Below are 26,232 nucleotides of genomic sequence, written 5' to 3'. Positions count from 1 at the left end.
GACTCACGCCCGCTTCCTTCCAGCGACCCCCGCGCGACGCGGGATGCGTTCGCCCCCGAACCACTTCGTGAGGAACCGTGATGTCGACCCCGCGTGCCCGCAAGCGTCCATCCACCGCAGACAGACACCGTTACGACTCGGCGTACATCGTCGTCGCCGTCCCCTTCCCGGGTGGCGGACCGGCCGGCGACGTCGCTCCCCCACTGGTCTTCCGGCTCCAGCCCCGCCCCCAGGGCCCACGGCGATGAGGCGCGTCCACACCGCCTGCCGCTGGCTGCGCTGGCTGGGCGGCACCGACGCCACCGCCCGCCGCCGCGGCCTGCCGCGGGTGCCCGCTCCCCGCCTGCCCGCGACCACCACGTAGGGCGGCAGCACCAGAGCGCTCCCGGTCGCGGGGTCGGAAACCCTGCGGCCGGGAGCCGGTGCTCCGGGACGCGTCAGCCCCAGACGCTCGCGGACCAGGCCTGGCCCGACCAGGTGCGGCCGGACCACGTGCGACCCGACCAGGTCCGGCCCGACCACGTGCGGCCGTCCCAGACGGCGCCGGACCACGTGCGGCCCGACCAGGTGCGACCGGCCCAGTTGCTGCCGGACCAGGTGCGGCCCGACCAGGTGCGGCCGTTCCACGTGTCGCCGTTCCAGGCGGTGCCCGTCGTGCAGACCTGCGCCCAGCCGGCCGGCGTCCACGCCTGGCCCATGATGTCGACCTCGCCGGTGAGCTCGGTGCCCGTGTCGGGGTCGGCGACGTGCGAGGTGCCGCGCGACGCCTCCAGCGAGCCGAGGCCCGTCGCCGGCAGGTAGCCCTGCGCCGCGGCGGCCGGGGTCGGCGCCTTCACGGCGGCGGCGATGTCGAGCTGGCCCGCGCCCTGGGCGAGCGTGTCACCGGCCGGCATGGCGTCGGCGGTGCCCGTCAGCAGCTTCTTCACCTGGTCGGGGGTGAGCCCGGGGCGCTGCTGCAGCAGCAGCGCGGCGGCGCCGGACACGACCGCGGCGGCCTGCGAGGTGCCGCTGCCACGGAAGTACCGCTGGTCGGGGTCCTCGGGGATGCGTGCCTGCGGGTAGGCGTCGTCGATGAAGGCGTTGGGCACGCGCAGCGACACCACCGACTTGCCGGGCGCGACGAGGTCGGCGTGGCGGGTCGCGGAGCCGCCGGTGCTGAAGTCGGCGACGACATCGTCGGAGCGGTCCGCGGTGGTCAGCGGGTCGGCGGCGCCGACGGCCAGGACGTTCGGGTTCTGCGCCGGCATCCCCACGTGGGACTCCTGGAGGCCGTCGTTGCCGACGGACACCACGACGACGATGCCCTTCTTCCAGGCCGCCTCCACCGCGTACGACAGCGGGTCGAGGCGCGGGTCCTGGGTCGAGTCGGTGCCGAACGACAGGTTGAGCACCCGGATGTTGAGGCCGGGGTCGTCCTTGTGCGTCACGACCCAGTCGACCGCCGCGATGACCTGCGAGACGTCGACGGCGCCGTCGGCCGCGGCGACCTTCATGTTGACCAGGTGCGCGTCCGGCGCGACCCCGACGAACCGCTTCTTGTCCGCCTCTTTGCCGGCCGCGACCCCGCTGTCGCGGCCGGCGATGATGCCCGCCATGTGGGTGCCGTGCCCGAACGTGTCCAGGTTGCGCAGCGCGGGCGTCTGCGACTCGAACGACAGGTCGGGGCCGTTGACGACCTTCCCCGGCGTGTCGAGGCCCGCGACCGGCGCGATCCCGGAGTCGATGACGGCGACGCCGACGCCCTGACCGGTCAGCTTCGCGCCGGACGCGTCGGTGGCCGACCAGACGTCCTGCGCCCCGATCGACTGGGTCAGGCTGTACATCGAGTGCTGGTCCTTGTCGGCGTTCCACTCCTCGCCCTGCAGGCGCACCGCGCCGTCGAGCGTGACCGCCCGTACACCCGGCGCGGCGCTCACCGCGGCGAGCGCGCCCGCGGGAATCGTCGCCGTGAACGCCCCGACCAGGTCGAGGTGCTGTCCCACGGTGCCTCCCACCCGGGCTACGGCGGCCTCCGCTCCGCCGGTCCCGTCATGCCGGACGATCACCGCCACCGACGCCTCGGCGGCGTGCCCCGTGCGGACGGCCGCGGCCGCCGGCCCCACGAGCGGCCCGGCCAGCAGACCGGTCGCCGCGGTCGCGGCAACAGCGGCCCGGATCAGGGAACCTGAACGCATCAAACCTCCATCTGACGGTGCGGTCATTCGATCGTGAGGCCCCCGCGGGCCCGGGGCTGTCGTCCGATCAGCCGGTCCCGTCCCGTTTCGTGGTAACCACCGCCACATCGCCCGATTCAGCACCCTGCTCGCACCCGTCCCGCACCCGAGCCCGTCGTCTGCGAAGCTCCCGGCACCGACGAGGGGTCAGCGTCGCGGTGGTTCGACGACGCGCGGCGGATGCGGGAGGATGACAGGGCGTCACCGGGACGCACCGGGGAGAAGGAGAGGCCCGTTGGGCGAGGACGGCGGCGCGCCGCGCGATGCGCGACTGCTGGCAATGCTCGACGACGACCGGCAGGGCTGGGTGCTCGCCACGGCGGTGCGCGAGGACGGCGAGATCGTCGACTTCGAGATGGTGTACATCAACGACGCCGGCTGCCGGTTCGCGGGCCGGTCCCGCGAGGAGCTGATCGGCCGGCGCTACCGGGAGGTGTGGCCGGAGACCGTGCACGACGGGACGCTGCCGCTCTACCGGGAGGTCGTGGAGACGCGGCAACCCGTCACCCGCACGGTCTACTACGACCGGCCGAGCGTGACCGGGCATTTCGAGATGCGGGTCAGCCCGTGGGGTGACGGGCTCGGGGTGCGGTTCGTGGACCTGCGGCAGCTGACGGTCGCGCCGCAGTCGACGGGTGGCACCCGGCTGTATGACGTCCTCGACGCCGCCTTCGACGGCTTCACGCTGCTGCGGGCGGTGACCGACGGCAGCGGCGCGATCGTCGACTTCGTCTGCGACTACGTCAACCAGCTCGGCGCGAAGCTCGTCGGCCGCACCGCCGAGGAGGTCATCGGGCACCCGCTCAGCGAGGTGTCACCCGGCAGCTGGGACGACGGCCTGTTCGACCGGTGCCGGTCGGTGGCCGAGACCGGCGAGCCGTGGCTGGAGCAGCGGCCGTATCCGCAGGTCGGCCAGGTGTGGGAGGTGAAGGTCGCCCGGGCGCGGGCCGACGCCGGCACGCCGGCCGTGGCGGTGTCGTTCCGGGAGGTCACCGACCAGGTCGGGCAGCAGCGGCACCTCGCCGCCGTCGCCGCGGAGGCCGAGCGGGCCGCCGCCCGCGCGACGGACGCGGCGGCCCGCGCCACGGCGCTGCAGACGGCGACGACGGCGCTGGTCGCGGCCAGCACGACCGCCGAGGTGTATGCGGCGATCGGCTCGGTGCTGCGCCCGTCGGCGGGCGGCCAGGGCCTCGCGCTCCTGCTGCTGCACGAGCAGCAGCTGCAGCTGCGGTTCCACGACGGCTACGAGCCCGACGTCGTCGAGAAGCTGCGGGAGCTGCCGCTGGACCACCCCTATCCGGCGACGGCGGTCGCGCGGACCGGGCAGCCGCTCTACCTGACGTCCCTCGCCCAGTTCCAGGCCGCGCAGCCGGACCCGGCGGTGGCGGTGCCGGCGGGCGAGCGGCAGGCCTGGGCGTTCCTGCCTCTAGCGGTCGGTGGTGAGGTCCTCGGCACGCTCGTCGTCGGCTACCGCAGGCCGCGCGAGTTCGACTACGACGAGCAGGCGACGCTCATGGCCCTCGCCGGCCTCGGCGCCCAGGCGCTGCAGCGGGCGCTGCTCTTCGAGGCGCGCACCACGCTCGCGTCCGCGCTGCAGCGGGCGCTGCTGCCCGCGACGCTGCCGCGCGTGCCGGGGCTGCGCCACGCGGCCAGGTACCTGCCGTGGACCCACGGCGTCGACGTCGGCGGCGACTGGTACGACATCATCGACCTTGGCGAAGGGGCCGTCGGCGTCGTCATCGGCGACGTCGCCGGGCACAGCGCGGCGGCCGCGGCGACGATGGGGCAGGTCCGCAACGCGCTGCGCGCGTACGCCGGCGAGCGGCACAACCCGGCCAGCGTCGTGCACCACGTCAACCGGCTGGTGCTGGACCTGCACCCGGACACCATCGCGACCTGCTGCTACCTGGAGGTGCACCTCGCGGAGGGCACCGTCACCGCCGTCTCCGCCGGGCATCCGCCGCCGATGCTGCGCACCGCCGACGGCGTGCACCGGCTGCGGCTGCGGCCGTGCCCGCCGCTCGGCGTGACCCCTGACGCGGTCTACCTCGACACGACGCTGCTGATCCCGGAGGCGGCGACGCTGCTGCTCTACACCGACGGCCTCGTCGAGGACCGCCGGCACCCGATCGACCAGGGGCTGCGGGAGCTGCGCGCGGCCCTGCACAGCGCGCCGACCCGCGACCCCGGCGGCACCCTGGACCACATCCTCGGCAGCGACGTCGGCCCGCGGCCCCGCACCGACGACGTCGCCGTCCTCTGCCTCACCAGCGACGCCGTGCCGACCGCGCCGCCGACCGCGCGGCGCCGCTTCCGGGGCGAGGCGATCAGCGCGTCGGCGGCCCGCCGCTTCGCCGCCGACATGCTCACCGCGTGGAAGCAGGCACCGATCATCGACGACGCGCTGCTGCTGCTCGACGAGGTGATCACCAACGCGATCCAGCACACCGTCGGTGACGTGACCGTCGAGCTGAGCCTGGGCGAGTACCTGCGGGTCACCGTCCACGACACCAGCATCCGCCCACCGGAGCGCCGGACGGCACCGGACGGCGCCGACCGCGACAACGGCCGCGGCCTGCACATCATCGAGCAGCTGGCGGCCGCGTGGGGCTCCGAGCTCGTCCCGACCGGCGGCAAGCTCGTCTGGTTCGACCTGCCCCGCGTCTGACCGGGGATGCCAACCTGGTCACGCAGCGTGTCGGAAAGCTGACCTCGTCGGGGTGGCCGCCAACCGTCGCTGGTACCACGGCTGCATGATGCGACGGCTGGCCGCGCTCACTGTGGCGGCGACGATGAGCACGGTGCTGGTCACGGTCGAGCCGGCGGCGGCCGTGCCGCCCGGCGGATCGGCGGGCACGGACATCTCCCACAACCTGACCTTCAGCGGCGCCCCCGGGTTCGCCAACGACGTCGTGGTGACGAAGTCCGGCACGACCGTGACGATCGACGACACCTATCCGATCAGCGTTTCCGGCGACTGTACGCACCCCGTGCCGGGCGACGACACGGTCGCGCAGTGCACGGTGTCGATGTCGCCCGACATCCACGTCGAGCCGGGCGACTGGAGCGACCGGGTCACGGTGATCGGCGGCGGCTCGGTGCACTGGCTCATCGGTACCGGCGACGGCAACGACACCATCGACCTCACCGGCGTGACCGTCTCCGGCTCCAACGTGGCCGCCGGCAACGGCAACGACACCGTCACGTCCAGCACGCACGGCGAGCAGATCGACGGCGGCGCCGGCGCCGACACGGTCAGCTACGCACAGCACCCCGGACCCGTCACCGTCGACCTGAGCACCGGCGACGGCGGCCCCGAGCACGACGGTCTCGCCGCCGTCGAGGCGGTCGTCGGCGGCCCCGGCGACGACACGCTCACCGGCGACGCCGGGGCCAACACGCTGAGCGGCGGCGACGGCGACGACCTGATCAGCGGGGGCGGCGGCAACGACACGCTCCTCGGCGGCGACGGCGCCGACACGATGTACGGCGGCACCGGCGTCGACACGGTCAGCTACGGCGACCACGCGGTCCCGGTCACCGCCAGCCTGGACGGCCTGGCCAACGACGGCGCGCCCGGCGAGGGCGACCTCATCGGCTCCGCCGTGGAGAACCTCACCGGCGGCTCCGCCGACGACGTCCTGTACGGCAACGACTCGGCGAACGTCCTGCGCGGCGACCCGAGCGGCAACTGGCTGCCCATCACCGGCGGCGCCGACACCATCTACCCGCTCGGCGGCAACGACGTCTCGTACGGCCTCGGCGGCGACGACACGATCACCGACGGCGACGGCGCCGACACCATCTACGGCGGATACGGCGCCGACGACCTCCACGGCGGCGCCGGCGGCGACACCATCCACGGCGACCAGGGCGCCGACACGCTGTCCGGCGGCTCCGGCTACGACGCCCTCGACGGCGGCGCCGACATCGACTGGTGCCACGCCGACACCGGCGGCGCCAGCAAGACCGCCTGCGAGTTCCCGGGCCAGCTCCCCTGACCTTCCGCGCCGGCCCCGCATCCCGCAGAATTTCCGGGCGGCGGGCACAACCGATCCGGTGGTTGCTGCGATCCAGGAGGTGAGCAGGGAGGGAGCCGGATGCGGGCCGACGAGGAGCACGCCTACGTGCAGTACGTGAGCGACAGGGTGCTCGCGCTGCGCAGGACCGCCTACCATCTGTGCGGGGACTGGCACGAGGCGCACGATCTGGTGCAGGCGACCTGCATCAAGCTGTACCGGCACTGGGGCAGGATCAGCGCCGCGGACTCGCCGGACGCGTATGTGCGGCAGGTGCTCGTCAACGTGTACCTGCAGCAGCGCGGCACGTGGTGGGCGCGCAACGTGCGGCTGTTCACCGACGCCGAGCCCGATCCGGCGCCGGCACCGGCGCTGGAGCACCGGGTCGACCTGCGCGCGGCGCTCGCCAAGCTGGCGCCGGGGCAGCGGGCGGTGCTGGTGCTGCGGTACTGGGAAGGGCTCGACGTCGCGGAGACCGCGCGGGTCCTCGGCTGCTCGACCGGCACGGTGAAGAGCCAGACGTCCTACGCCCTCGCGGCGCTGCGCCGCCTCATGCCCGACTACGCCTGGGAGGCGCGGTGAGCGAGCAGCTGTTCCGGTCGGTGCCGCTCGACGAGCCGCCGCTGCCGCCACAGTACGTCGACACCCTGGTCGCGCGGGGGCGCAGGTCCGTGCGGCGCCGCCGGGTCGCCGCGGTGATCGCTGTCGTGGCCGTGCTCGCCGCCGGTCTCGGGCTGCTGCCGATCGTGCGGCCGGTCGCCGTCGTGCCGGCCGCGCCGGGGGCGACGCCGTCGCTGCCCGACCACATCGCGCCGTACTCGTCGCTGACCAGCACCGTCAGCCGCTCCCCCGGCGGGCGGGCCATCATGCTGTATCAGTTCGGCAACGGCGAGCTGTTCAACCAGTTCCAGCCGCTCGCGCTCGGCGCCGACCGGGACACCTACCGGCAGCTGGACGCGGCCGAAGGGCGCCGCCGCATCCGGCCCTGGCTGCTGTCGCCGGACGGGACGACCGCCGTCCTCACCGACGACCGGATCGCCGTCGACGCGCTGACCCTCGTCGACCTGCCCACCGGACGCCGGCGGGCGGTCCCGCTGCCCGCGCCGACGGGTGCGGTGCCGCTCGCGTTCTCCCCCGACGGGCGGACCCTGGCGTACTCGGCGGTGCCGATGCCGATGGGCGACCCGTACAACAGCACCCTCGGCGAGTCCCGCCGGACCGGCGTGCTGACCCTGGTGGACCTCCCCACCGGCCGGCACCGCACGCTGAGCGGCGTGACCCCGGTCTTCGCCGCGTCGTTCGCGCCCGACGGGCAGCGGATCGCGGTCCAGACCGGGCCCCAGGTCCAGATCGTCGACCTCGACGGCACGGTGGCGCGGACCGTCGACCTGCCCGCCGAGCACATCCTCACCATGAACGCCGCCTGGTCGCCGGACGGCCGGCTCCTCGCCGCGACCGGCGCCACGACCTCCAGCGGCGGCGACGGGGTCACGTACTACCACCGGCGGATCGTCTTCGCCGACGCCACCGGGAGCGGGTCCGTGCCGGCGCCGGTCGCGGCGGAGGAGATGCTCGGGTGGCGGTCAGGCGACCGGATCGTCGCGCTGGTCTCCGCCGGCGAGGGCCCCGGTGAGCTGCGGGACGTGCCGCTGGGCGGCGGGCTGCCCGGCACGCTGCTGAGCCGGTTCGACGCCGGGCAGAGCTGCGAGTACGGGACGCAGACGTGCCAGGCGTACGAGATCCGCATGGCGACCGGGCTGCTGCCGTCGCTGGTGGTGCGCCGCGCCGACCCGGACCGCGGACCGTGGCCCGGGTGGTTCACCGTTACCACCGCCGGCGGCAGCGTGTTCCTGGTCGTCGTGGTGTTCCTGCTGTACCGCCGGATCACCCGCCGACGAGGGGCAGGTGCGTCCCGGGGAGACGCTGAAACGGAATGAGGCCCTCGACCCGGTCGGGGCTCAGCTGGAGCACCTGGTCGGCGTCGACGGACACCGCGAGGAGCATGGCGGTCGGCGTGGGGTCGACGCCGTCGACGAGCACGACCGGGATCTTCCCCGCGTCGATCATCTCCGCGATCGCCGCCGTCTCGTGCGGGTGCGGCGGCGTCTCGGCGGTGACGGCCAGCACGGTGTGCGCCGGCAGGTGCCGGCGCAGACCCGCGACGAGCTGAAACCCGATGCCCGTGCCGCCGTCCCGGCAGACGACCGCCACCTCGTGCCGGGTCGCGAGGGTCGCGAGGACGGCGGTGACATCGCCGAGGTACGCGCGGACCTGTGGCCCCTCCAGCGCCACGATCGTCGTGGCGGCCTGCGACGCGTCGTCGGCCTGTGCCGCGACATCGGCCGGCGCGGGGAAGGCGACGGCGGCGCCGATCCAGGCGCGCCGGGCCCGCAGGCTGCTCGCGCCGCTGATCGCGGCGGCGGCGAGCAGGATCAGCCCGATCGCGTATGAGCCGTTGATGTCGTGCACGGTGTTGATCAGCAGCGCCGGGAAGAGCCCGACCCCGCTGCCGACGGCGCCGATCACGCCCGTGATGGTGCCGGCCTGGGCGGGCGGCGCGGTGCGCCCGATGAGCGCCAGCACGCTGCCGAACGCGGTGCCCAGCGCGACCGCGACGCCCCCGAGGGCCGGGCCCGCGACCCAGGCCAGGGGCAGCTCGAACGCCAGGACCACCAGCAGCGCGGCGAGGGCGGTGAAACAGGTGCCGATCACGGCGGTGGGGGCGCGCCGCCCGCACAGCCAGCCGCCGAACGGCCCGGCCATCACGCCGAGACCGACCGCGCCGGCCGCGAACAGCATGGCCACGGTCCAGCCGACGCCGTACGTGTGGTGCAGGTACGCCGGCAGGTATACGTCGAGGGCGACGAGGCCGCCGCACGAGACGCCGTACCAGACGGCGAGATAGCGGGTGACGGGCCGGCGCACCAGGGCGGGAACGGCCGACCAGGCACCCCCCGGCCGCCGCCCGGCGGTGGGACGGTCGCGCAGCACGGCGGCGGCCAGCCCGGCGTGGCCGAGCAGCGCGCACGTGAGGATCAGCAGGCCGTGCTCCCGGTCGATGGCGACCGTGGCGCGCACGGCGACCCCTGCCGTGGCGGCGAGGCACATGCCCCCGGCGAGGAGGCTCAACGCGGGCGCGCGGCGGCCGGGCGCGACGGCCCGCACGAGGGCGGCCGCGGCGGCGGGCAGGCCCGCACCCCCGACGCCGAGGGCGCACGCCACGACGACCAGCGCCGCGAGCCCGTCGACGACGGCCAGGCCGGCCGCAGCGACGGCCGCGACGAGGCTCACCACCGGCAGCACGACCCTGGCACCGAACCGGTCGGTCAGCACCCCAGCCGGGACCCGCAGCAGCACGCCGACGACGAGCGGCACGCTGCCGAGCAGGGCCCAGGCGCCCGCGTCGAGCCCGAAGCGGTAACCGAGCTGCGGGCCGAGCGGGCCGATCAGCATCCACACCCAGTAATGCAGGATGTAGCCCGTGACGGCCACAGCCAGCGTGACGCCGGCCCTTCCCGCCGGTGCCGCCCTGCCCGGCGGATCCACCCGCCGCATCAGCATCGTGCCATCAGCCCCGCACCCCCACGCAACCCTCGACCTGCCCACCTCGTCTGGTGGACCTCACTCCTCAACGACCTGAGGACGTAGCCGGTTACGCGTGCCCCGGGCGAGATCCCGCGCACGGGTGCGCCGCGGCGGCGGTCGTATCCTCGACGCATGATCGGAACGCTGGACGTCGTGGTCCTGGACGCCGCCGACTACCGCGGCCTGGCCACGTTCTACGCCGAGCTCGCCGGCTGGGAGCAGACCTACGCCGACGACGACTGGGTGTCGCTGCGCGCGAACGACGGATGGAAGGTCGGCTTCCAGCTCGCCCCCGACCACCGCCCGCCGCTGTGGCCCGGCCAGGAGCGCCCGCAACAGGCGCACCTGGACCTCCGCGTCCCCGCACTCGAGCCCGCCCTCGAGCGGGTGCTGTCGCTGGGCGGCACCCTGCTGCGCCGCAACGACCGCTGGATCACCGTCGCCGACCCGGCCGGCCACCCGTTCGACCTCTGCTGGCAGCCCGGCAACGACGGCGTGACCCTCCTCGGCCCGGTCGTGGACTGCGCGGATCCGTGGCGCCTCAGCCAGTTCTACACCGCCCTGCTCGGCAAGCCCCTGACCCACAACGACGACGACTTCGCGCAGATCGGCGACAACGGCGACCGCCCCGTCCTCTTCCAGCGCGTCGACGGCTACACCCCGCCGCGCTGGCCGGACCCGGCCCGCCCGCAGCAGCTCCACCTCGACGTGCTGGTCGACGACCTGGACGGGGCCGAGGCGGCGACCCTGGCCCTGGGCGCGACCCGGCTCCAGGCCGGCGGCGACACCTTCCGCGTCTTCCTCGACCCGGTCGGCAAGCCCTTCTGCCTCTGCTCCCAGCCCGGCTGACCCACCCCGGCCGGCCCGCGGCGCCGCTACGCCGCTGCGGGCGGGTCCGCCGCGGCGCGACGGCGGCGGCGGAGCAGGCCGGCGGCGCCCCGATCACGCTCGGCATCGCCGGCCTTCTCGCCGGGCTCGCGGGGCTGTTCGCCGCGGTCGTCGTCTACCGCCGCGCGGGCGCCTGATCGAGGCTGCGCAGGATCGCGGCCTCGGCGGCGTCCCACGTCTCGGTGTGGTGCAGCCACGGCGGCGCCGGGGCCGGCTGCGGGCCGAACAGGAACCGGTGCGGCACGATGCCGCGCAGCGCCTCGTGCACGTCGAGCTTGTCGTCGACGAAGTGGGTGATGCCCAGCTCCGCGCAGTGCACGGCCTTCTCGGGCCGCCGCAGGCAGAACCGGAGGTGTTCGCGGGGGATGCCGGTGCGGGCCGCGAACGCGTGATGGTCGAGCCATTGCCGCGTGTGGCGCTGCACCCGCTCGCCGCACTTGGAGACCAGCCACACCTGCTCGAAGCGCGGCACGAGACGGGCGAGGGCCTCCAACGCGCCGAGCACCGCCGGCGTGGCCAGCATCCTGGCGGTGTCGCCGCTGAAGAACTGGGTGTCGCCGCCGCCCGGGGCGGCCCCGCCGATGATGACCCGGCCGATGTCGACGCCGAGCCTGCTGCCTGCTGTGTTCATGTGGTTCAGCGTCGCCGCCGCGGTGCTAGCGCGGAACTATTCTTGTCCGCGCGACTATAGTCTGCGGTTATGGCAGTGTCGCCGGACGCCCTCGCCGCGTTCGCGGTGTTCGCCGAGCACCTCAACTTCACCCGGGCGGCGGAGCGGCTGCGCATCTCCCAGCCCGCGCTGCACGTGAAGATCGGCAAGCTGGCGCGGGAGCTGGACCGGCCGCTGTACCACCGGGTGGGGCGGCGGCTGGTGCTCACGCCCGAAGGTGAGGCGGTGGCCCGGTTCGCCCGCGCGCACGACGAGCGGCTCGCGCAGTTCCTGGCCGAGTTCGCCGGTGCCGCGCCGCGCCGGCCGGTCGTGCTCGCCGCCGGTCAGGGCGCCTACCTGTACCTGCTGGGCGACACGATCCGGGCGGTGCTGGCCGAGGAGCCGACCCGGCTGCGCCTGATCAACTGCGACCACCGGCAGATGCTCGCCGCGGTGCGGACCGGGCAGGCGCACCTCGGGGTGAGCGTGCTGGACGTGCTGCCCGAGGACCTGACCGTGGCGGAGCTGGCGACGTTCCCGCAGATGCTGTTCGTGCCAGAAGGACACCGGCTGGCCCGGCGCAGGAGCGTCGGGCTGCGCGACCTGGACGGCGCCCGCATGGTCGTGCCACCGCAGCACCGGCCGCACCGGGTGCTGCTGGAGCAGGCGCTGCGGGCCGCCGGCGCCGGCTGGACGGTCGCGGTGGAGGCGGAGGGGTGGCCGCTGATCGCGCAGTTCGTCGCGCTCGGCGTGGGGCTGGCGGTCGTCAACGGCTGCGTGCCGCCGCCCGCGGGGGTCGTGGCCCGCCCGGTCCGGGACCTGCCGCCTATCACGTATCACCTGGTCCATCAACCTTCGGCGATGTCAGACCCGCGAATCACCGGTCTTGCGCAGCGCATTCTTGCCCGCGCCTGAAAATTTCACGGATCCGGATTCCTGCAACAAACCTGCACACCAGAACCCTTGTCGTGGAGGAAAGCGCTTTCCTAGTATCGGGTTCCGCCGATGCTTTGACACCCCCGTCGCATCACCCCCACGGAGGCTTCGCATGAGCCCACAGTCCCGAACACCCCGCCGCCTCGCACTCCGGGCCGGCGTGGCCGCGGCCGCCACCGCCATCGTCGGCACCGCGATCGGCGTCGCCCTGTCCACGCCGGAGGCGTCCGCGGCGACCGGCGGCGTCACCGGCTTCGCGACCCAGAACGGCGGGACCACCGGCGGCGCCGGCGGGCAGACGGTCCGGGCCACCACCGGCACCGCCATCCACGCCGCCCTGTGCAACCGCGCCAGCAGCAGCACCCCGATCATCATCCAGGTCGAGGGCACGATCAACCACGGCAACACGACCAAGGTCTCCGGCAGCAGCTGCAACACCGCCGAGGACAAGATCGAGCTCAAGGAGATCAGCAACGTCACCATCATCGGTGTCGGCGGCGGGGCGGTCTTCGACCAGCTCGGCATCCACATCCGCGACTCGAGCAACATCATCATCCAGAACGTGACGGTCAGGAACGTGAAGAAGTCCGGCTCGCCCACGTCCAACGGCGGCGACGCCATCGGCATGGAGAGCACCGTCCGCAACGTCTGGGTCGACCACGTGTCCCTGGAGGCGTCCGGCGGCGAGTCGGCGGGCTACGACGGCCTGTTCGACCTCAAGGACGACGTGCAGTACGTGACGCTGTCCTACAGCACCCTGAAGAACTCAGGCCGTGGCGGCCTCATCGGCTCCAGCGAGAGCGACCGGGGCAACAGCTACATCACGTTCCACCACAACTCGTACACGAACATCGACTCCCGCACGCCGCTGCTGCGCGGCGGCATCGCGCACATCTACAACAACTCCTACGTGAGCCTCAACGAGTCCGGCATCAACTCCCGGGCCGGCGCGCGGGCACGCATCGACAACAACTACTTCAAGAACTCCAAGGACGTCATCGGCACGTTCTACACCAGCGAGGCCGGCTACTGGCAGGTCGCGGGCAACATCTTCGACAACGTGACCTGGTCGCCGAAGGGCACCGACACCAACCCGGCGGGCCCGAACCCGACGTCCAACACCAGCGTCAGCATCCCGTACAGCTTCTCCCTCGACCCGGCCAGCTGCGTGCCGGACGTCGTGAGCCGCACCGCGGGCGCGAACAAGGGCCTGCAGGTCTCCAACGGCAGCTGCACGCCGACCAGCCCGACCGGCGGTCCGACCTCCGCCGGGCCGACCTCGTCGTCGCCGCGGCCGTCCTCCCCCGGCCCGTCCTCGCCGGGACCCACGCAGGGCGGCACGAACCTCAGCATCGGCGCCGGCTCCGACGGCTCCAGCAAGGCCGACGGCACCAGCTACGGCGACGTCCGCGACGGCAGCATGAGCACGTACTGGTCGCCGTCCGGCACGACCGGCTCCATCTCCATCAAGTGGGGCTCGGCCACCGCGATCTCGCGCATCAACATCCGCGAGGCGTCCGGCTCCACCGGCGTCATCCGCAACTGGCGCGTGCTCAACGGTGACACCGGCGCGGTCCTCGCCTCCGGCACCGGCGCGGGCGTCATCACCTTCACCCGCACCTCGCTGAAGAAGGTCACCTTCGAGATCACCAGCGCCACGGGCACCCCGAAGGTCGCCGAGTTCGAGACCTACGCCTGATCCACGGGCACGGGCGGCGGGGCCGGATTCCTCCGGCCCCGCCCGCTCGCGGAAGCGGTCAGAGCAGGCTCAGCTTGAACACCTCGAACGCGGCGGCGAACGTGACGCCGAGGCGGGTGCCCGTCTGCCGGGAGAAGCCCTCCAGGAACTCCTCCGCGTCGAAGTCGCCGGTGCCGAGACCGCGCAGGTAGGCCTCGTGCGCCTCCAGGGACCGCACGCCGAGATCGAAGGTGGCGGTCGTGTCGGCGGCGTGCTTGGACAGCGGCGAGTTCGCCGCCCACACCTGCCGCACCCCGCCCCACCGCTCCAGCCCCTCGTCGATCTGCTCCCGGAACACCCACCGGTTCCCCGCGTCGCGCGCGGCGTCGAGGACCGCCCGGCCCGTGACGATGTGGTCCGACATGTTGAGCGCGTCGCCGGCCTCGTCCCAGCTGTCGCGGAAGTTGTTCGTGATGACGATGTCCGGCCGGTGCGTGCGGATCACCCGCGCCAGCTCGCGGCGCAGCGGCACACCGCCCTCCAGGACGCCGTCGGGCAGGCCCAGGAACTCCACCTGCGACACCCCGACGATCTGCGCGGACTCCCGCTGCTCCCGCTCCCGCAGCGGCCCGGCCTCCGCCGGGTCCATCCCGTCGATGCCGGCCTCGCCGCTGGTCAGCAGCACGTACGCCACCTCCTTGCCCTGACCGGTCCAGCGGGCGATCGCGGCGGCGGCGCCGAACTCCAGGTCGTCGGGGTGCGCGACGATCGCGAGGGCCCGCTGCCAGTCCTCGTCGACCGGCTGCAGCGGGTGCGGTGTGGCAGGCGTTTCAGTCATGCCTCCCATCTTGCTGCACGCCGCGCGCCGGTGCCGCCAGGTCCGCCCGGCCCCGGGCAGGCCGGTTGAGCACGGCTTCCTCCGGCGGGTTGTCCCGTCGATCCGGACATGTCGATCATGTCGTAGGCTGCGTCCCGGTTGAAGGTCACCGTCCTGGGAGTCCGGCCCGTCAATGAACACCATCCGTCCGTCCGTGGCCCGCGTCGCCACGGCGTGCCGCACGCTGATCGACGCCCGCTGGTTCACCGTCGCCTCGTTCACGGTGATCGTCATCAACGCGGCGGTGCTCGGCCTGGAAACCTACGACGGTGCGCACCGCGCCGCCGCCGACGTGCTCCGGGTCGTCGAGTACGGCTGCATCGTGTGCTTCGCGGTCGAGCTGCTGGTGCGGTTCGGCGCGCAGCTGCCGGCGCCGCAGGCGTTCTTCCGCGACGCCTGGAACCTCTTCGACCTGTTCATCCTGCTCTCGCCGCTGCTGCCGGGGGTGCGGGAGAACGTGACCGTGCTGCGCATGCTGCGCCTGGCCCGGATCGTGCGGACGTTCCGGCTCTTCCCGAGCCTGCGGGTCATCCTGGTGGGCATCCGGCGCAGCCTGCCCGGCCTCGGCAGCTTCCTGCTCGTCACCGTCCTGCTGCTGTACGGCTACGCCATGCTCGGCTGGATGATGTTCGCCGACGCCAACCCCGCCCGGTACGGCACCGTCGGGCAGGCGATGCTGACCCTGTTCCTGCTGCTGTCCCTCGACGGCATCACCGACACCCTGCAGACCGGCCGCGCCGTCACCGAGTGGGCGGTGCTGTACTACGTCTCCTACATGGTCGCCGCCTGCTTCCTGCTGACCAACCTCCTCGTCGGCGTCGTGCTCAACGCGCTGCAGGACGCCCATCAGGAGGAGCGCGACACGGCGAACGCCGCCCTCGCCCCTACCGAAGACCCTGCCGAAGACCCAGCCGAAGACCCCGCCGACGACCCTGTCGGGCGGCCGGGAGACGCGACGGTCGCGGCGCAGCTGGCCTCGCTGCGGGCGGCCGTCGACGCCCTCGAGCAGCACCTCGCCCGCCAGGCCGCGACGGATCCGGCCGGACCGGTGCCGCGCCAGCCATCGCCGGTCGGCGACGCATCTGGATGAGACCGTCCCGCGCGGGTCACTCGGCCGGGCGGGTGTAGCGGTGCTTGACCTGCGGCGGGAAGTACTCGGGGTCGCCGGTGGGGCGCAGCTCGACCCGCGGTGTCTGGTAGGCGGCCGGGACGTAGTTGGCGAACTCGCTGTTGAGCCTGCGCAGCTCGTCCCGGATCGCGCCGGCCAGCTGCCCGACTCTTGTGGGGTCGCCGGTCTCGCCCTGCGCGAGCTCCGCCACGACGGACAGGTGGCGCTCCTCGTCGCTGTCGGAGAGGACCTGCAGGACGAACTTGCCCGTGACCCAGTCGCTGATGCCGTCGCGTTCCAGGGCGACGGTCACGTTCTCCGGGTAGATGTTGGCGCCGAAGTACGACACGGTGAACAGCGACCGGCCGAAGACCCACACGAACGGCAGCCGCGGGGCGGCGCCGGCGTCCAGGCCCTCCTCCGGGTCGAAGCCCAGGCCGGCGCAGTACGCGAGCATCGCCTCGTGCGACAGCAGGCCGCCCTCGTCGGCGATGTGGTAGCGGACCAGCGGGATCCCGCCGTCGCCGGTGAAGAGCAGCGTGCCCTCGTGGGTCTCGAAGTAGCGGGTCGCCGGGTCGTACTGCACGAGCGTCGGCAGCCGCGGGTCGCCGAACAGCGCGCGGGCGGCGTCGGGGCGGCCGGCGAGGAACCGCCGGATCGCCACGCTCAGCGGCGTCTCCGTGCCCAGGACGCCGGCGTCGGCGGTGCCGTACAGCGAGACCGAGTCCGACAGCGGGTCCGCCATCCCGGCCCTGGCGCCGACGAGCGTGCGCCACTCCTCGCTGAAGACCTCACCGGCGAGCAGCAGCTTGATCGCGTACGCGGGCCAGTCCACGCCCCGCTCCCGGCCGGCGTCCACGACGTTCTTCACGAACGGCGGGTACCCCGCGAGGACCACCTGCTCGAAGTGCGGCCCCAGCTCCTGGACGACCCGCAGGATCTCGTCGACGTTGTTGCCGGGCGTCGCCACCGTGACCGGGTAGCCCTTCGCCGCCAGGTGCCGGCAGGCGGCGGCGGTGTACATGCCGCCGACCCACGACCCGAGCGCGAAGCACACCACGACCAGCGTGCGCCGGCGGTCGGCCCGGAAGCTGCCGACCAGCGCCTGCTCGAACCGGCGGGCGACGACGAGCTCGTCCGGCACGGAGCGCGGCCACACGGTCGGCTGCCCCGACGACCCGGACGACACGGCGACCGTCTCGGCGCCGTCGAGCGTCCCCCCGCGGCACAGCTCCGGCAGCGGATACCTGCGGTGGTAGTCGGCCTTCGTCAGCAGCGGCACCCGCGCGAGGTCGCCCGCCGTGGCGATGCCGGCCGGGTCGACGCCGCGCTCCCGCAGGAACGACCGGTACGCGGGCACGCTCGCGGCGACGTCGTGAAACAGCCGCAGCGCCCGCTCGGCGCCGTCCTCCACCGCCGCCGCGCCCGGTGGTGCCTCGTAGAACTCGCGCAGGCCCGCGAGGACCCGCTGCGCCCTGTCATCCACTGTCCGCACTCCGTCCGCTTCAGGCCCGGCCGATTGTATTGGCGGGCGCGGCGATCTTTGGGCAGACTCGACGCCGTGCGGGCGGCGCGGCGGGGCGGTGTGTACCTCTTGGGCGCGTTGCTGTCCGCGGTCGGCACCGTGCTCGCGCTGCCGCTGCTGTGCGTGCCGCGGCTCGCCCGGTGGTGGGCGGCCTGGCACCGCGACCGCGCCCGGCGGCTGCTCGACCCGGCGTCTGGGGCGCGGCCCACGCTGCGGGCGGCGTGGGCGCACGCGGCGACGGGCCGGACGGCCGGCGCCCTGCTGTGGCTGCCGGTGCACGCGGTCACCGGCGTGGCGTTCGGGCTGCCGGCGCTGCTGTGCGTGGGCAACATCGTGGTCGCGCTGATCGCGACGCCGCTGTGGTGGGCGTTTCCGTTCGTGGAGCGGCCGCGGCTGTTCATCGACGTCCCGGTGACCGGGTGGGCGACGGCGCTGACCCTCGGGCCGCTGCAGATCGGGCTGCTCGCCGCGCTGGCCTTCGTGGCCTTCCCGCCGGTCGCCCGCGCGCACGCCCGGATCTGCGTGGCGGTGCTGGCGCGCCGGGCCGGCGAGGAGCTCGCCGAGCGGGTCGCCGTGCTGACCCGGACCAGGGCGGACGTGCTCGACGCGCACGGCGCGGAGCTGCGCCGGATCGAGCGGGACCTGCACGACGGCACCCAGGCCCGGCTCGTCGCCATCGCGATGCGGCTGGCCGTGGCCCGGCAGGCGTTCGCCGAGTCGCCGCGGGACGAGCAGTTCGTGGAGGGGCTGCTCCGGGACGCGCACGAGGGCACCGAGGAGGCGATGGCCGAGCTGCGTGAGGTGATCCGGTCCGTGTACCCGCCGATCCTCGCCGACCGGGGGCTCGACGGCGCCCTGACCGCCGTGGTCACCCGCTGCGGCGTGCCGACCCGGCTGGAGATCGGTGAGTTCGAGCGGGTCCCAGCCGCCGTGGAGGCCGTCGTGTACTTCGCCGTCGCCGAGGCGCTCACCAACGTCGCCAAGCACAGCGGCGCGACCGCGGCCCGGGTACGGGTCGGCCGCGCCGCGGGCCGGCTGTCGGTGGTGGTCACCGACGACGGTGCCGGCGGCGCCGACGAGCGGCGGGGCACCGGTCTCGCCGGGATCCGCCGCCGGGTGCTCGCGCTGGACGGCGCCGTCGACGTCGACAGCCCGGCCGGCGGGCCGACGACCGTGACCGTGGAGCTGCCGTGCGGGTGGTGATCGCCGAGGACAACGTGCTGCTGTCCACCGGGCTGGAGCTGCTGCTCGGCCGGGCCGGCTTCCAGATCGCGGCCGTCGCGCAGGACGCTGACGGGTTCCTCGCCGCCGTGCGGGAGCACCGGCCCGACGTGACGATCGTCGACGTCCGGCTGCCGCCGACGTTCCGCGACGAGGGGATCCGGGCCGCACTGCAGGCCCGGCGGGAGCACCCCGGGCTGCCGGTGCTGGTGCTGTCGCAGTACGTGGAGCAGCAGTACGCCGCGGAGCTGCTCGCCACCGCCGGCGGTGGCGTCGGCTACCTCCTCAAGGACCGGGTCAGCCGGGTCGACGGGTTCGTCGACGCGCTGCGCCGGGTCGCCGACGGCGGCAGCGCGATGGACCCCGAGGTCATCGCCCAGCTGGTGCAGCGCGCCGGCGACCCGCTCGCCGCCCTCACGCCCCGCGAACGCGAGGTGCTCGGGCTGATGGCGCAGGGCCTCGACAACACCGCCATCGGCGCCCGGCTCGTCATCACGGACAACGCCGTGCACAAGCACATCGGCAACATCTTCGCCAAGCTCGGCCTCGCCGTCACCGACAGCGGCCACCGCCGCGTGCTGGCCGTCCTCGCCTACCTCAACGCCGCCGGCCGCTGAGCGACCACGCCGAGGCCCTCACTCGCGCGCGGCGACGGCGGGTCGTGGCCCTCACGAACGGACGCCGATCCCAGGCGACGGCGGCTGAGGCGTTCACGAGCGGGCGCCGATCGCGTCGACCGGCGCCGGCCGCATCGCGATCCGGGTCGCCGTCATGATCGCCGCCCAGCCGAGCAGTGCCGCGACAGCCACGATCCCGGCGTACATCGGCGGCGGCACCGACGGGATCGGCGTCCTGGTCAGCGCGAGGCTCGTGCCGACCAGCGACGGGAGCGCGGCCAGCGACCCGATGACCACGGCGGCCACGACGACGATCCTCGTCTCGCCGCGCATCATCGCGCGCACCTGCCCGGGGCTCGCGCCGACCAGCCGCAGCAGCGCGAACTCGCGGAAGCGCGCGGCGGTCGCCATCACCAGCGTGTTCACCACCGCGATCGCGAGGTAGCCGAGGAGCACCGCGTTGAGGACGAGGCCGACCACCGACTCGCCGGCGGTGGCGTCCTGTTGCGCGGCCACGAACGAGTCCCGGTCGCTGACCCGGACCGTCGGCAGGTCCCGGACGGCGGACCGCAGCGCGTCGCCGACCGCCCGGGCGTCGGTGCCCGGCGCCGCCGCGACCAGCACGGCGAAGTCCAGCCGGTCCGTGGTGTGCGCCAGGACGAGGTCGTGCGGCAGGGTGACGTCGCCGAGGCCGAGGCCACGCTCGTAGATCGCCACGACCGTCGGGGTGACCGGCGTGCCGTCGCCGAGCCGGAGGTCGACGGTGCCGCCGAGCGTCGCGCCGAGGGTGCCCGCGGCGATACGGCTCAACGCCACCGTGTCGCCCCGCAGGTCCGCGACGTCGCCCTCGAGCACGCCGAGGTCCAGGGTCGCCGCGAGCCGGTCGCCGGTGACCCCTTGGGTGGCGTAGCTGCGGATCTGCCGGTCGTCGCCGGAGCCGAAGAGGGCGAGGGTCCGCGTGCGCACGAGCGGGGTCACCGCCGCGACGCCCGGCACGTCCCGCAGCGAGTCGGCGACCTCGGGCGACACCCCCGCGGAGGTCGCGGTGACGACGTAGCCGGCGCGCAGCCCGTCACCGGCCTGCTCCAGGGCGGCCGCGCCCGCGGTCGTGCCGCTGAAGAGCTGCCCGGCCGCGAGGGTGACGCCGATGATCAGCGGGGTGGTCGCCGCGGCGAGCCGCCGGGAGTTGGCGCGGGCGTTCGCGGTCGCGAGGAACCCGCTGACGCCCGACCCGCGGTGCAGCCAGGGGCTCAGGACGCGGACGGCGCCGGTGAGCAGCCGCGGCCCGAGCAGCCCGACGGCGAAGACCAGCAGGAACGCCGAGAACGCGGCGCCCTCGGCGGCGCCCTCGCCGGGCACCCGCAGCGGCGGCACGATCGCCATGGCCAGGCCTGCGGGGACGAGCAGCAGGCCGGCGGCCAACCGGATCCGGCCGAGTCTCGCCGGCTCCGCGGCGGCCTCGCCGAGCGCGTCGACCGGCCTGAGCCTGGCCGCGCGCCGGGCCGCGATCCAGCCGCCGAGGCGGGCGCCGATCAGGCACAGCACCGTCGCGGCCAGCAGCGGCAGCGGGCCGATCGACAGCTCGAAGTCGTCCGGCACCGCACCGGCGAGGACGAAGACGCCGCGCAGGAGGAAGGCGAGCCCGATGCCCGGGACCACGCCGAGCACCGCGCCGAGCGCGCCCACCAGCACGGTCTCCGCGGCGATCATGCGCAGCACCTGTTTCGGGGTCGCGCCGATCGCCCGCAGGAGGGCCAGTTCCCGCAGCCGCTGCCGTACGGACAGCGCGAGGGTGCTCCCGACGACGACCATGATCACCACGACCATGCTGCCGCCGAAGGCGAACGACAGTTCGGTGATGAACGACCGCGTCGCGCCGACGTCGAGGAACTCGGCCTCGCCGCGGTCCCTGCCCGCGTAGACGACCACACCCGGGACCGCGTCCTTGACGGCGCGAGCGAGGTCGTCGACGCCGGGAGCGGCCAGCACGCCGATCACGGCCACCCGGTCCGGCCGGCCGGTCAGCTCCATGGCCCGCTCGTCGGTGAAGTACACCGCGGGCTGCCGGCTCCCCGGCGGCACCGCGATGCCGGTCACCCTGTACGTGGTCGTGTTCGAGCCGACCGCGAGCCGGACGTCCGCGCCGGCGGTGATGCCGGCCCGATCGGCCAACGCGGCGTCCAGCACCACGTCCCGCGGCGCGGCCGGCGCCCGTCCGGCGCTGATCGTGACCGGGCCGAGCGCGGCGGATCCCCAGCCGTGCCCCAGCACAGGGCGTCCATCCGACGCGTCGGCCGTCAGCAGGCTCACCGGGACGCTCACGTCGGCGATCGCCGCCCGTACACCGGGAACCCGCGCGATCTCCGCGACCTTGGCGGCCGGCAGGGTGGCCCGCTCAGCGAACCGCGGGTCGACGTCGTCGGCCACCGGCAGCGCCTGCGGGGCACCCACCACGAGGTCGGCGGCCCGGTAGCGTTCGGTGGGAGCCCCGGAGCGCTCGCTGCTCTCCAGCAGGATCCCGCACGCCGTGATCACCGCCGAACCGAACACCACCGCCACGAACGCGGCCACGAACGCGCCCTTGCGGTCCCTGACGGTGCTCCCTGCCAGCCACACAGCAAGCCACAGCATTCGCCGGTTCACGCATCCCCCAGGTGCGTCAGCCGCTGCGCGATCCGCTCCGCGGACGGCCGGTGCAGCTCGCCGGCCAGCCTCCCGTCGGCGAGGAACACGACGGTGTCGGCCCACGCCGCGGCGACCGGGTCGTGCGTGACCATCAGCACCGTCTGGCCGAGCTCGTCGACGGTCCTCCTGAGCAGATCCAGGACCTGGCGGCCGCTGCGGCTGTCCAGCGCGCCGGTCGGCTCGTCGGCGCACACCAGGTCCGGCCCGGTGATCAGCGCCCGGGCGACCGCCACCCGCTGCTGCTGGCCGCCGGAGAGGCTGCCCGGCCGCCGGTCGTGGTGCTCGGCGAGCCCGACCGCGGCGAGGACGCCCGCCAGCCGCCCGCGGTCGACCGGCTTCCCGGCCAGCCGCAGCGGCAGCGTGACGTTGTCCGCCACGCTCAGCGCGCCGAGCAGGTTGTACGCCTGGAACACGAACCCGATCCGGTCCCGCCGCAGCTGCGTCAGCTCGGTCTCGGACCGGCCGGACAGCTCCGTGTCGCCCAGCAGCACCCGCCCCGACGTCGGGCGGTCCAGTCCCGCCGCGCAGTTGAGCAGCGTGCTCTTGCCGGATCCGGACGGCCCCATGACCGCGGTGAACGTCCCGCGCGCGAACCCGGCCGTCACCCCGTCGAGCGCGCGCACCGCGTGCTTGCCCGACCCGTACACCTTCGACACCGCATCGAGGCGCACCGCACAGTTGGATCTCATGCCCTCCGAGGCTAGGCACGGCGGCGACCAGGACCGATACCCCGCGCCACCGCATCCGTGGTACAGCGGGCTGTAGTGCCGCTGAGGCGTGAGTCGGGTGACATCGTCCGCGGCGGGGGTCGGCTCGTAAGGTGATGGGATGTCTGGAAGTGGTCTTCACCAGAAGCTGGCGGAGGCGCGGTCGGGGATCCTGCTGTTCAGCCTGACACCGCCGCGGCGCAGCGAGAGCGATGAGCGGGTCAAGGAGATCGCCGCGGTGACGCTCGACCGGCTCGCCGGGCTCGACGTCGACGGCCTCATCCTGTACGACATCGACGACGAGTCGGACCGCAACCCCGACGAGCGGCCGTTCCCGTACCTGCCGACGATGGACCCGGCCGTGTTCCACGCGCAGCACCTCGGCGGCTGGGACAAGCCGACGATCATCTACCGCTGCGTCGGCAAGTACCACGAGGACGACCTCGCCGACTGGCTGCGGCACGCCGACCCGAGCCGGGTCCTCAGCGTCTTCGTCGGCGCGTCGTCGGGCGACAAGTCGGTGCGCACCGACATGCGCCGCGCCCAGGCCGTGCGGCAGGAGGTCCGTCCCGACCTGCCGCTGGGTGCGGTGGTCATCGGCGAGCGGCACACCCGCGGCGGCGACGAGCACCTGCGCATGCTGGCCAAGCAGGAGCGCGGCTGCTCGTTCTTCGTCTCGCAGGTCGTGTACCACGTGAACGACACCAAGAACCTGCTCTCCGACTACTTCTACGCGTGCCGGGAGCGGGGGACGGCGCCGCGGACCGTCGTCTTCACGCTGTCGCTGTGCGGGTCGCTCAAGACGCTCGAGTTCGTCCGCTGGCTGGGCGTCGACGTGCCCCGCTGGCTGCAGAACTCGATCCGCTACTCCGACGACCCGCTCGCCGAGTCCTACCGGCAGGCCATGGCGATCGCCCGGGACCTCGCCGACTTCTGCGAGCACCTCGGCATGCCGTACGGCTTCAACGTCGAGAGCGTCTCGATCCGCCGCGCCGAGATCGAGGCCACGATCCGGCTGGCGGCCGACGTCGCGGCGCTGCTGCGGGAGCGCCGTTGACCGCTGAAGGCGACGGGCAGCGCCTCGCCGGCGGGTTCGACAACGGCGCGGTCCGCGTGGGCGACACCGTCCGGCGGGCCGCGGGGGCGTGGACGCCGGCCGTACACCTGCTGCTGCGGCACCTGGAGACCGCCGGGTTCGACCGTGCGCCGCGCGCGCTCGGCCTCGACGACCAGGGCCGGGAGGTGCTGTCCTTCCTGCCCGGCACGGTCGTCGGCGCGCAGCGGCCGTGGCCGGACTGGGTGCACAGCGACGACGCGCTGCGCCAGGTGGCCACCTGGCTGCGCGACTACCACGCCGCCGTCGCGACGTTCGTGCCGCCGGACGGCGCGGTCTGGCGCGACGGGAGCGTCTGGCGGCCCGGGCTCGTCATCGCGCACAACGACGCCGCGCCGTACAACGCGGTCTGGTCCGGCGGGCGGCTGGCCGGGTTCTTCGACTGGGACCTCGCCGCGCCCGCCACGGTCGAGGAGGACCTGGCGTCGGTCGCGTTCGGGTGGGTGCCGCTGCACGCGCGGCACGTGGTGGCGGCGGAGGGGTTCACGGCGTTCGCCGACCGGCCGCGCCGGCTGCGGTTGTTCCTCGACGCGTACGGGTGGCCCGGCCCGACCGGCGACTTCGTCGGCGTCGTGCGCCGGCGGGTCCTCGCCATGGCGGCGGAGGTCCGTCGCGCCGCGGCGGCCGGCGACGCCACGTTCGTGCGGATGCTGGCACACGGCACCGACGCGACGCTGGAGACGGCGGCCGCCGAGCTCGCCGCGTTCTGATACCGGTTCTAGACCGTCAGGAGCCGGTCCAGCAGCTGGTGGTACCGCAGGACCGTGTCGCGCATGCCCTCGGTGCTGTCCGAGGAGCGGGCGCCGGCGCGTTCGAGCTGGTCCTCGCGCTCGTGGACGCTGGCGGACAGGGCCTGCATCGCCTCGTCGACCAGCTGGCGCGCCTCGGTGACGCTGCCGCGGGGGTCCTCGACGAAGTGGGTCTGCACGTCGTGCCAGCGGTGCCGGAACTCGTCGGCCTTGCCGGTGTCCCAGATGCTCAGGTCGCGGACGCCTTCCGGCGCGGCGGCGGTGGTGGTCTGCGGCGCGGCCGGTTCGCCCGCGCTCGTGGTGGTCGTCTGCGGCGCGGCCGGTCCGCCCGCGCTCGTGGTGGTCGTCTGCGGCGCGGCCGGCTCGCCCGCGCTCGTGGTGGTCGTGGGTGGCGGCGTCGCGGGCGGCGTCTGGAACGCCCCGGGTGGCTGCGGCGCCTGGCCCCCACCGACGGGAGCGTTGTCGTCTCGGATCACGGTCGCGCCTCCTTGCATCCCTGCGTCTCAGCGGTTCCCTGTGGTTCCCTGTGTCTCAGCCGTGCCTTTGTCTCAGCCGTGCCTTTGGTCTCAGCCGTGCCTGGGGATCGGCCGGCCGCCGCCCGAGGGGTCGCCGAGCAGCTCGGCGAACAGCAGGCGGTAGTGCATCAGCGCCTGGCGGAGCTGCTCCGTCGACGCCTGCCCACGCTCGTTCACCTGATTGATCTCGTGGGCCTCGCGGTAGTGGCCGAGCGTCTCGGCGTGGTCGACGCTGAGGTCCTGGACCCGGACGTCGAAGTCCCCGGTCGGGTATCCGCGCTCGTGCATCACCTTCGTCACCAGGTCGTCGGCCTCGCGGGTGGCCGCCTCCGGCTCCTCCACGAAGTGGGCCTGCATGCGCTCCCATTGCTCCGCGTACCGCTGCCGCTGCTGAGGATCGAGCTCCCTGAGTTCCAGCTCGTCGTGGCGGCGCTGGCGCTGCTGCAGGTCGCGCTCGGCCGCGCGGCGGCTCGACTGCTCGCCGATCGCCCGGTCGTACTCGGGCCCGAACTGCTGCTTGAGCTCATTGGTGCGACGGTGCCGGCTGTAGCTGACCGCGATGAGCGCGATGACGAGCACGACGATGATGGCGACGAGCAGGACTGCGGTTGAGGACATCACGAATCCCTTCCGAGGTAGCCACGTCCGACGCTACTGCGACGCGGGACGGCTCGGCCTCACCCTCTCGCCGGCGGCTTGTGTGGGCCCGGTCTGGCCGGGTAGTGCGCCGGCATGAAGGCTCACTCTGATGCCTGGAGGTCGGCGGTCACCGTCGTCCAGGAGGCGACACCGCCGTGGATCCCGGCCGACGCGCACGAGATGACGGTCATGGTGGAGTTCCCGCCGGGAGACCCCGGCACGCCGCCGCACCGGCACCCCGGGCCCGCGTTCGGTTTCGTCCTCGAGGGCGAGATGCTGTTCGAGCTGCAGGGCTCGCCGCCGCGGGTGGTCAAGGCCGGGGAGGCGTTCTGGGAGCCGGGCGGCGACGTCATCCACTTCCGGGACGGCAACAACCGCGACGACGTCCCGCTCCGCTTCATCGTCACCATGTTCTGCGCCCCCGGCGAGCCGATGCTGACGCTCGTCGACGAGGCCGAGCTCCGAACGCTGTCCAGGGAGTCCCAGCTCTGAACGCCTTGTAGGAAC

Annotated in this window: 22 protein-coding genes; 13 read left to right on the top strand and 9 right to left on the bottom strand. The window is 73.9% G+C overall.

Annotation, left to right across the window (positions count from 1 at the left end; all coding sequences use genetic code 11):
• Positions 1-437 precede the first annotated feature (437 nt).
• A complete protein-coding gene (locus ABZ321_RS23235) occupies positions 438-2,174 on the bottom strand; it encodes a S8 family serine peptidase (RefSeq protein WP_354894455.1) in 1,737 nt (578 codons plus the stop codon).
• A gap of 274 nt (positions 2,175-2,448) precedes the next feature.
• Here ABZ321_RS23235 and ABZ321_RS23230 point away from each other — a divergent pair, with 274 nt between their 5' ends.
• The 4 genes from ABZ321_RS23230 to ABZ321_RS23215 all read left to right on the top strand — a co-directional run bounded on the left by ABZ321_RS23230 (position 2,449) and on the right by ABZ321_RS23215 (position 8,169).
• Positions 2,449-4,881: a SpoIIE family protein phosphatase gene (locus ABZ321_RS23230; protein ID WP_354894452.1), complete on the top strand. Its 2,433-nt coding sequence runs from the start codon at positions 2,449-2,451 to the stop codon at positions 4,879-4,881.
• An 85-nt stretch (positions 4,882-4,966) separates the two neighbouring features.
• Entirely contained in the window at positions 4,967-6,214 is a 1,248-nt protein-coding gene (locus ABZ321_RS23225; RefSeq protein WP_354894449.1) for a calcium-binding protein, read from the top strand.
• Positions 6,215-6,313: 99 nt separating this feature from the next.
• Positions 6,314-6,814, top strand: coding sequence for a SigE family RNA polymerase sigma factor (locus tag ABZ321_RS23220; protein ID WP_354894447.1), 501 nt, complete (start codon positions 6,314-6,316; stop codon positions 6,812-6,814).
• A complete protein-coding gene (locus tag ABZ321_RS23215) occupies positions 6,811-8,169 on the top strand; it encodes a hypothetical protein (RefSeq protein WP_354894444.1) in 1,359 nt (452 codons plus the stop codon). The genes ABZ321_RS23220 and ABZ321_RS23215 overlap by 4 nt, the downstream gene beginning before the upstream one ends.
• On the opposite strand, the gene ABZ321_RS23210 is transcribed toward ABZ321_RS23215, so the two are convergent.
• A complete protein-coding gene (locus tag ABZ321_RS23210) occupies positions 8,117-9,793 on the bottom strand; it encodes an MFS transporter (RefSeq protein WP_354894441.1) in 1,677 nt (558 codons plus the stop codon). The two genes, ABZ321_RS23215 and ABZ321_RS23210, sit on opposite strands and share 53 nt — an antisense overlap.
• A 156-nt stretch (positions 9,794-9,949) precedes the next feature.
• On the opposite strand from ABZ321_RS23210, the gene ABZ321_RS23205 reads away from it, so the two are divergent.
• On the top strand, positions 9,950-10,666 hold the full coding sequence (locus ABZ321_RS23205; protein WP_354894438.1) for a VOC family protein: 717 nt from the start codon (positions 9,950-9,952) through the stop codon (positions 10,664-10,666).
• A gap of 154 nt (positions 10,667-10,820) precedes the next feature.
• Here the strand turns inward: ABZ321_RS23205 and ABZ321_RS23200 are convergent, their stop codons facing one another.
• Positions 10,821-11,336 carry a hypothetical protein gene (locus ABZ321_RS23200; RefSeq protein WP_354894435.1) on the bottom strand — a complete coding sequence of 172 codons (516 nt, stop codon included), beginning with the start codon at positions 11,334-11,336 and terminating at the stop codon, positions 10,821-10,823.
• Between the two features lie 69 nt (positions 11,337-11,405).
• On the opposite strand from ABZ321_RS23200, the gene ABZ321_RS23195 reads away from it, so the two are divergent.
• Entirely contained in the window at positions 11,406-12,269 is an 864-nt protein-coding gene (locus ABZ321_RS23195) for a LysR family transcriptional regulator (RefSeq protein ID WP_354894432.1), read from the top strand.
• Positions 12,270-12,402: 133 nt separating this feature from the next.
• On the top strand, positions 12,403-13,989 hold the full coding sequence (locus ABZ321_RS23190; protein ID WP_344499946.1) for a pectate lyase: 1,587 nt from the start codon (positions 12,403-12,405) through the stop codon (positions 13,987-13,989).
• A gap of 58 nt (positions 13,990-14,047) precedes the next feature.
• On the opposite strand, the gene ABZ321_RS23185 is transcribed toward ABZ321_RS23190, so the two are convergent.
• Positions 14,048-14,806, bottom strand: coding sequence for a PIG-L family deacetylase (locus tag ABZ321_RS23185; RefSeq protein WP_344499944.1), 759 nt, complete (start codon positions 14,804-14,806; stop codon positions 14,048-14,050).
• Between the two features lie 172 nt (positions 14,807-14,978).
• Here ABZ321_RS23185 and ABZ321_RS23180 point away from each other — a divergent pair, with 172 nt between their 5' ends.
• Positions 14,979-15,935, top strand: coding sequence for an ion transporter (locus ABZ321_RS23180; RefSeq protein ID WP_344499942.1), 957 nt, complete (start codon positions 14,979-14,981; stop codon positions 15,933-15,935).
• Positions 15,936-15,951: 16 nt separating this feature from the next.
• Here the strand turns inward: ABZ321_RS23180 and ABZ321_RS23175 are convergent, their stop codons facing one another.
• Positions 15,952-17,439 (bottom strand): phenylacetate--CoA ligase family protein, encoded by a 1,488-nt coding sequence (locus ABZ321_RS23175; protein WP_354894430.1) that lies wholly within the window; start codon positions 17,437-17,439, stop codon positions 15,952-15,954.
• A 99-nt stretch (positions 17,440-17,538) separates the two neighbouring features.
• Here ABZ321_RS23175 and ABZ321_RS23170 point away from each other — a divergent pair, with 99 nt between their 5' ends.
• Both ABZ321_RS23170 and ABZ321_RS23165 read left to right on the top strand, forming a co-directional pair.
• Positions 17,539-18,681 (top strand): histidine kinase, encoded by a 1,143-nt coding sequence (locus tag ABZ321_RS23170; RefSeq protein ID WP_354894427.1) that lies wholly within the window; start codon positions 17,539-17,541, stop codon positions 18,679-18,681.
• Positions 18,669-19,316, top strand: a complete 648-nt coding sequence (locus tag ABZ321_RS23165; protein WP_344499938.1) for a response regulator transcription factor — start codon at positions 18,669-18,671, stop codon at positions 19,314-19,316. The genes ABZ321_RS23170 and ABZ321_RS23165 overlap by 13 nt, the downstream gene beginning before the upstream one ends.
• 93 nt (positions 19,317-19,409) lie before the next feature.
• Here the strand turns inward: ABZ321_RS23165 and ABZ321_RS23160 are convergent, their stop codons facing one another.
• Together ABZ321_RS23160 and ABZ321_RS23155 are read right to left on the bottom strand one after the other, a co-directional pair.
• Positions 19,410-21,947, bottom strand: coding sequence for an ABC transporter permease (locus ABZ321_RS23160; RefSeq protein WP_354894424.1), 2,538 nt, complete (start codon positions 21,945-21,947; stop codon positions 19,410-19,412).
• Between the two features lie 8 nt (positions 21,948-21,955).
• Positions 21,956-22,690: an ABC transporter ATP-binding protein gene (locus tag ABZ321_RS23155; RefSeq protein WP_354894421.1), complete on the bottom strand. Its 735-nt coding sequence runs from the start codon at positions 22,688-22,690 to the stop codon at positions 21,956-21,958.
• A 139-nt stretch (positions 22,691-22,829) separates the two neighbouring features.
• On the opposite strand from ABZ321_RS23155, the gene ABZ321_RS23150 reads away from it, so the two are divergent.
• Complete coding sequence (locus ABZ321_RS23150) at positions 22,830-23,765, top strand: 5,10-methylenetetrahydrofolate reductase (RefSeq protein WP_344499932.1); 936 nt, start codon at positions 22,830-22,832, stop codon at positions 23,763-23,765.
• Entirely contained in the window at positions 23,762-24,532 is a 771-nt protein-coding gene (locus tag ABZ321_RS23145) for a phosphotransferase (RefSeq protein ID WP_354894418.1), read from the top strand. The genes ABZ321_RS23150 and ABZ321_RS23145 overlap by 4 nt, the downstream gene beginning before the upstream one ends.
• An 8-nt stretch (positions 24,533-24,540) precedes the next feature.
• Here the strand turns inward: ABZ321_RS23145 and ABZ321_RS23140 are convergent, their stop codons facing one another.
• A complete protein-coding gene (locus ABZ321_RS23140; RefSeq protein WP_354894415.1) occupies positions 24,541-25,047 on the bottom strand; it encodes a hypothetical protein in 507 nt (168 codons plus the stop codon).
• 90 nt (positions 25,048-25,137) lie between these two features.
• The gene (locus ABZ321_RS23135; protein WP_344499926.1) at positions 25,138-25,704 is read right to left on the bottom strand and encodes a hypothetical protein; all 567 of its coding nucleotides are present in this window, start codon (positions 25,702-25,704) and stop codon (positions 25,138-25,140) included.
• Positions 25,705-25,818: 114 nt separating this feature from the next.
• Between ABZ321_RS23135 and ABZ321_RS23130 the strand changes: the two genes are divergently transcribed.
• Positions 25,819-26,217 (top strand): cupin domain-containing protein, encoded by a 399-nt coding sequence (locus tag ABZ321_RS23130; protein WP_344499924.1) that lies wholly within the window; start codon positions 25,819-25,821, stop codon positions 26,215-26,217.
• Positions 26,218-26,232: the final 15 nt, after the last annotated feature.

This window comes from Dactylosporangium sp. NPDC006015, assembly GCF_040614215.1.
Classification (GTDB): Bacteria; Actinomycetota; Actinomycetes; order Mycobacteriales; family Micromonosporaceae; genus Dactylosporangium; species Dactylosporangium maewongense.
This window is presented reverse-complemented; position numbering and strand designations above follow the sequence as displayed.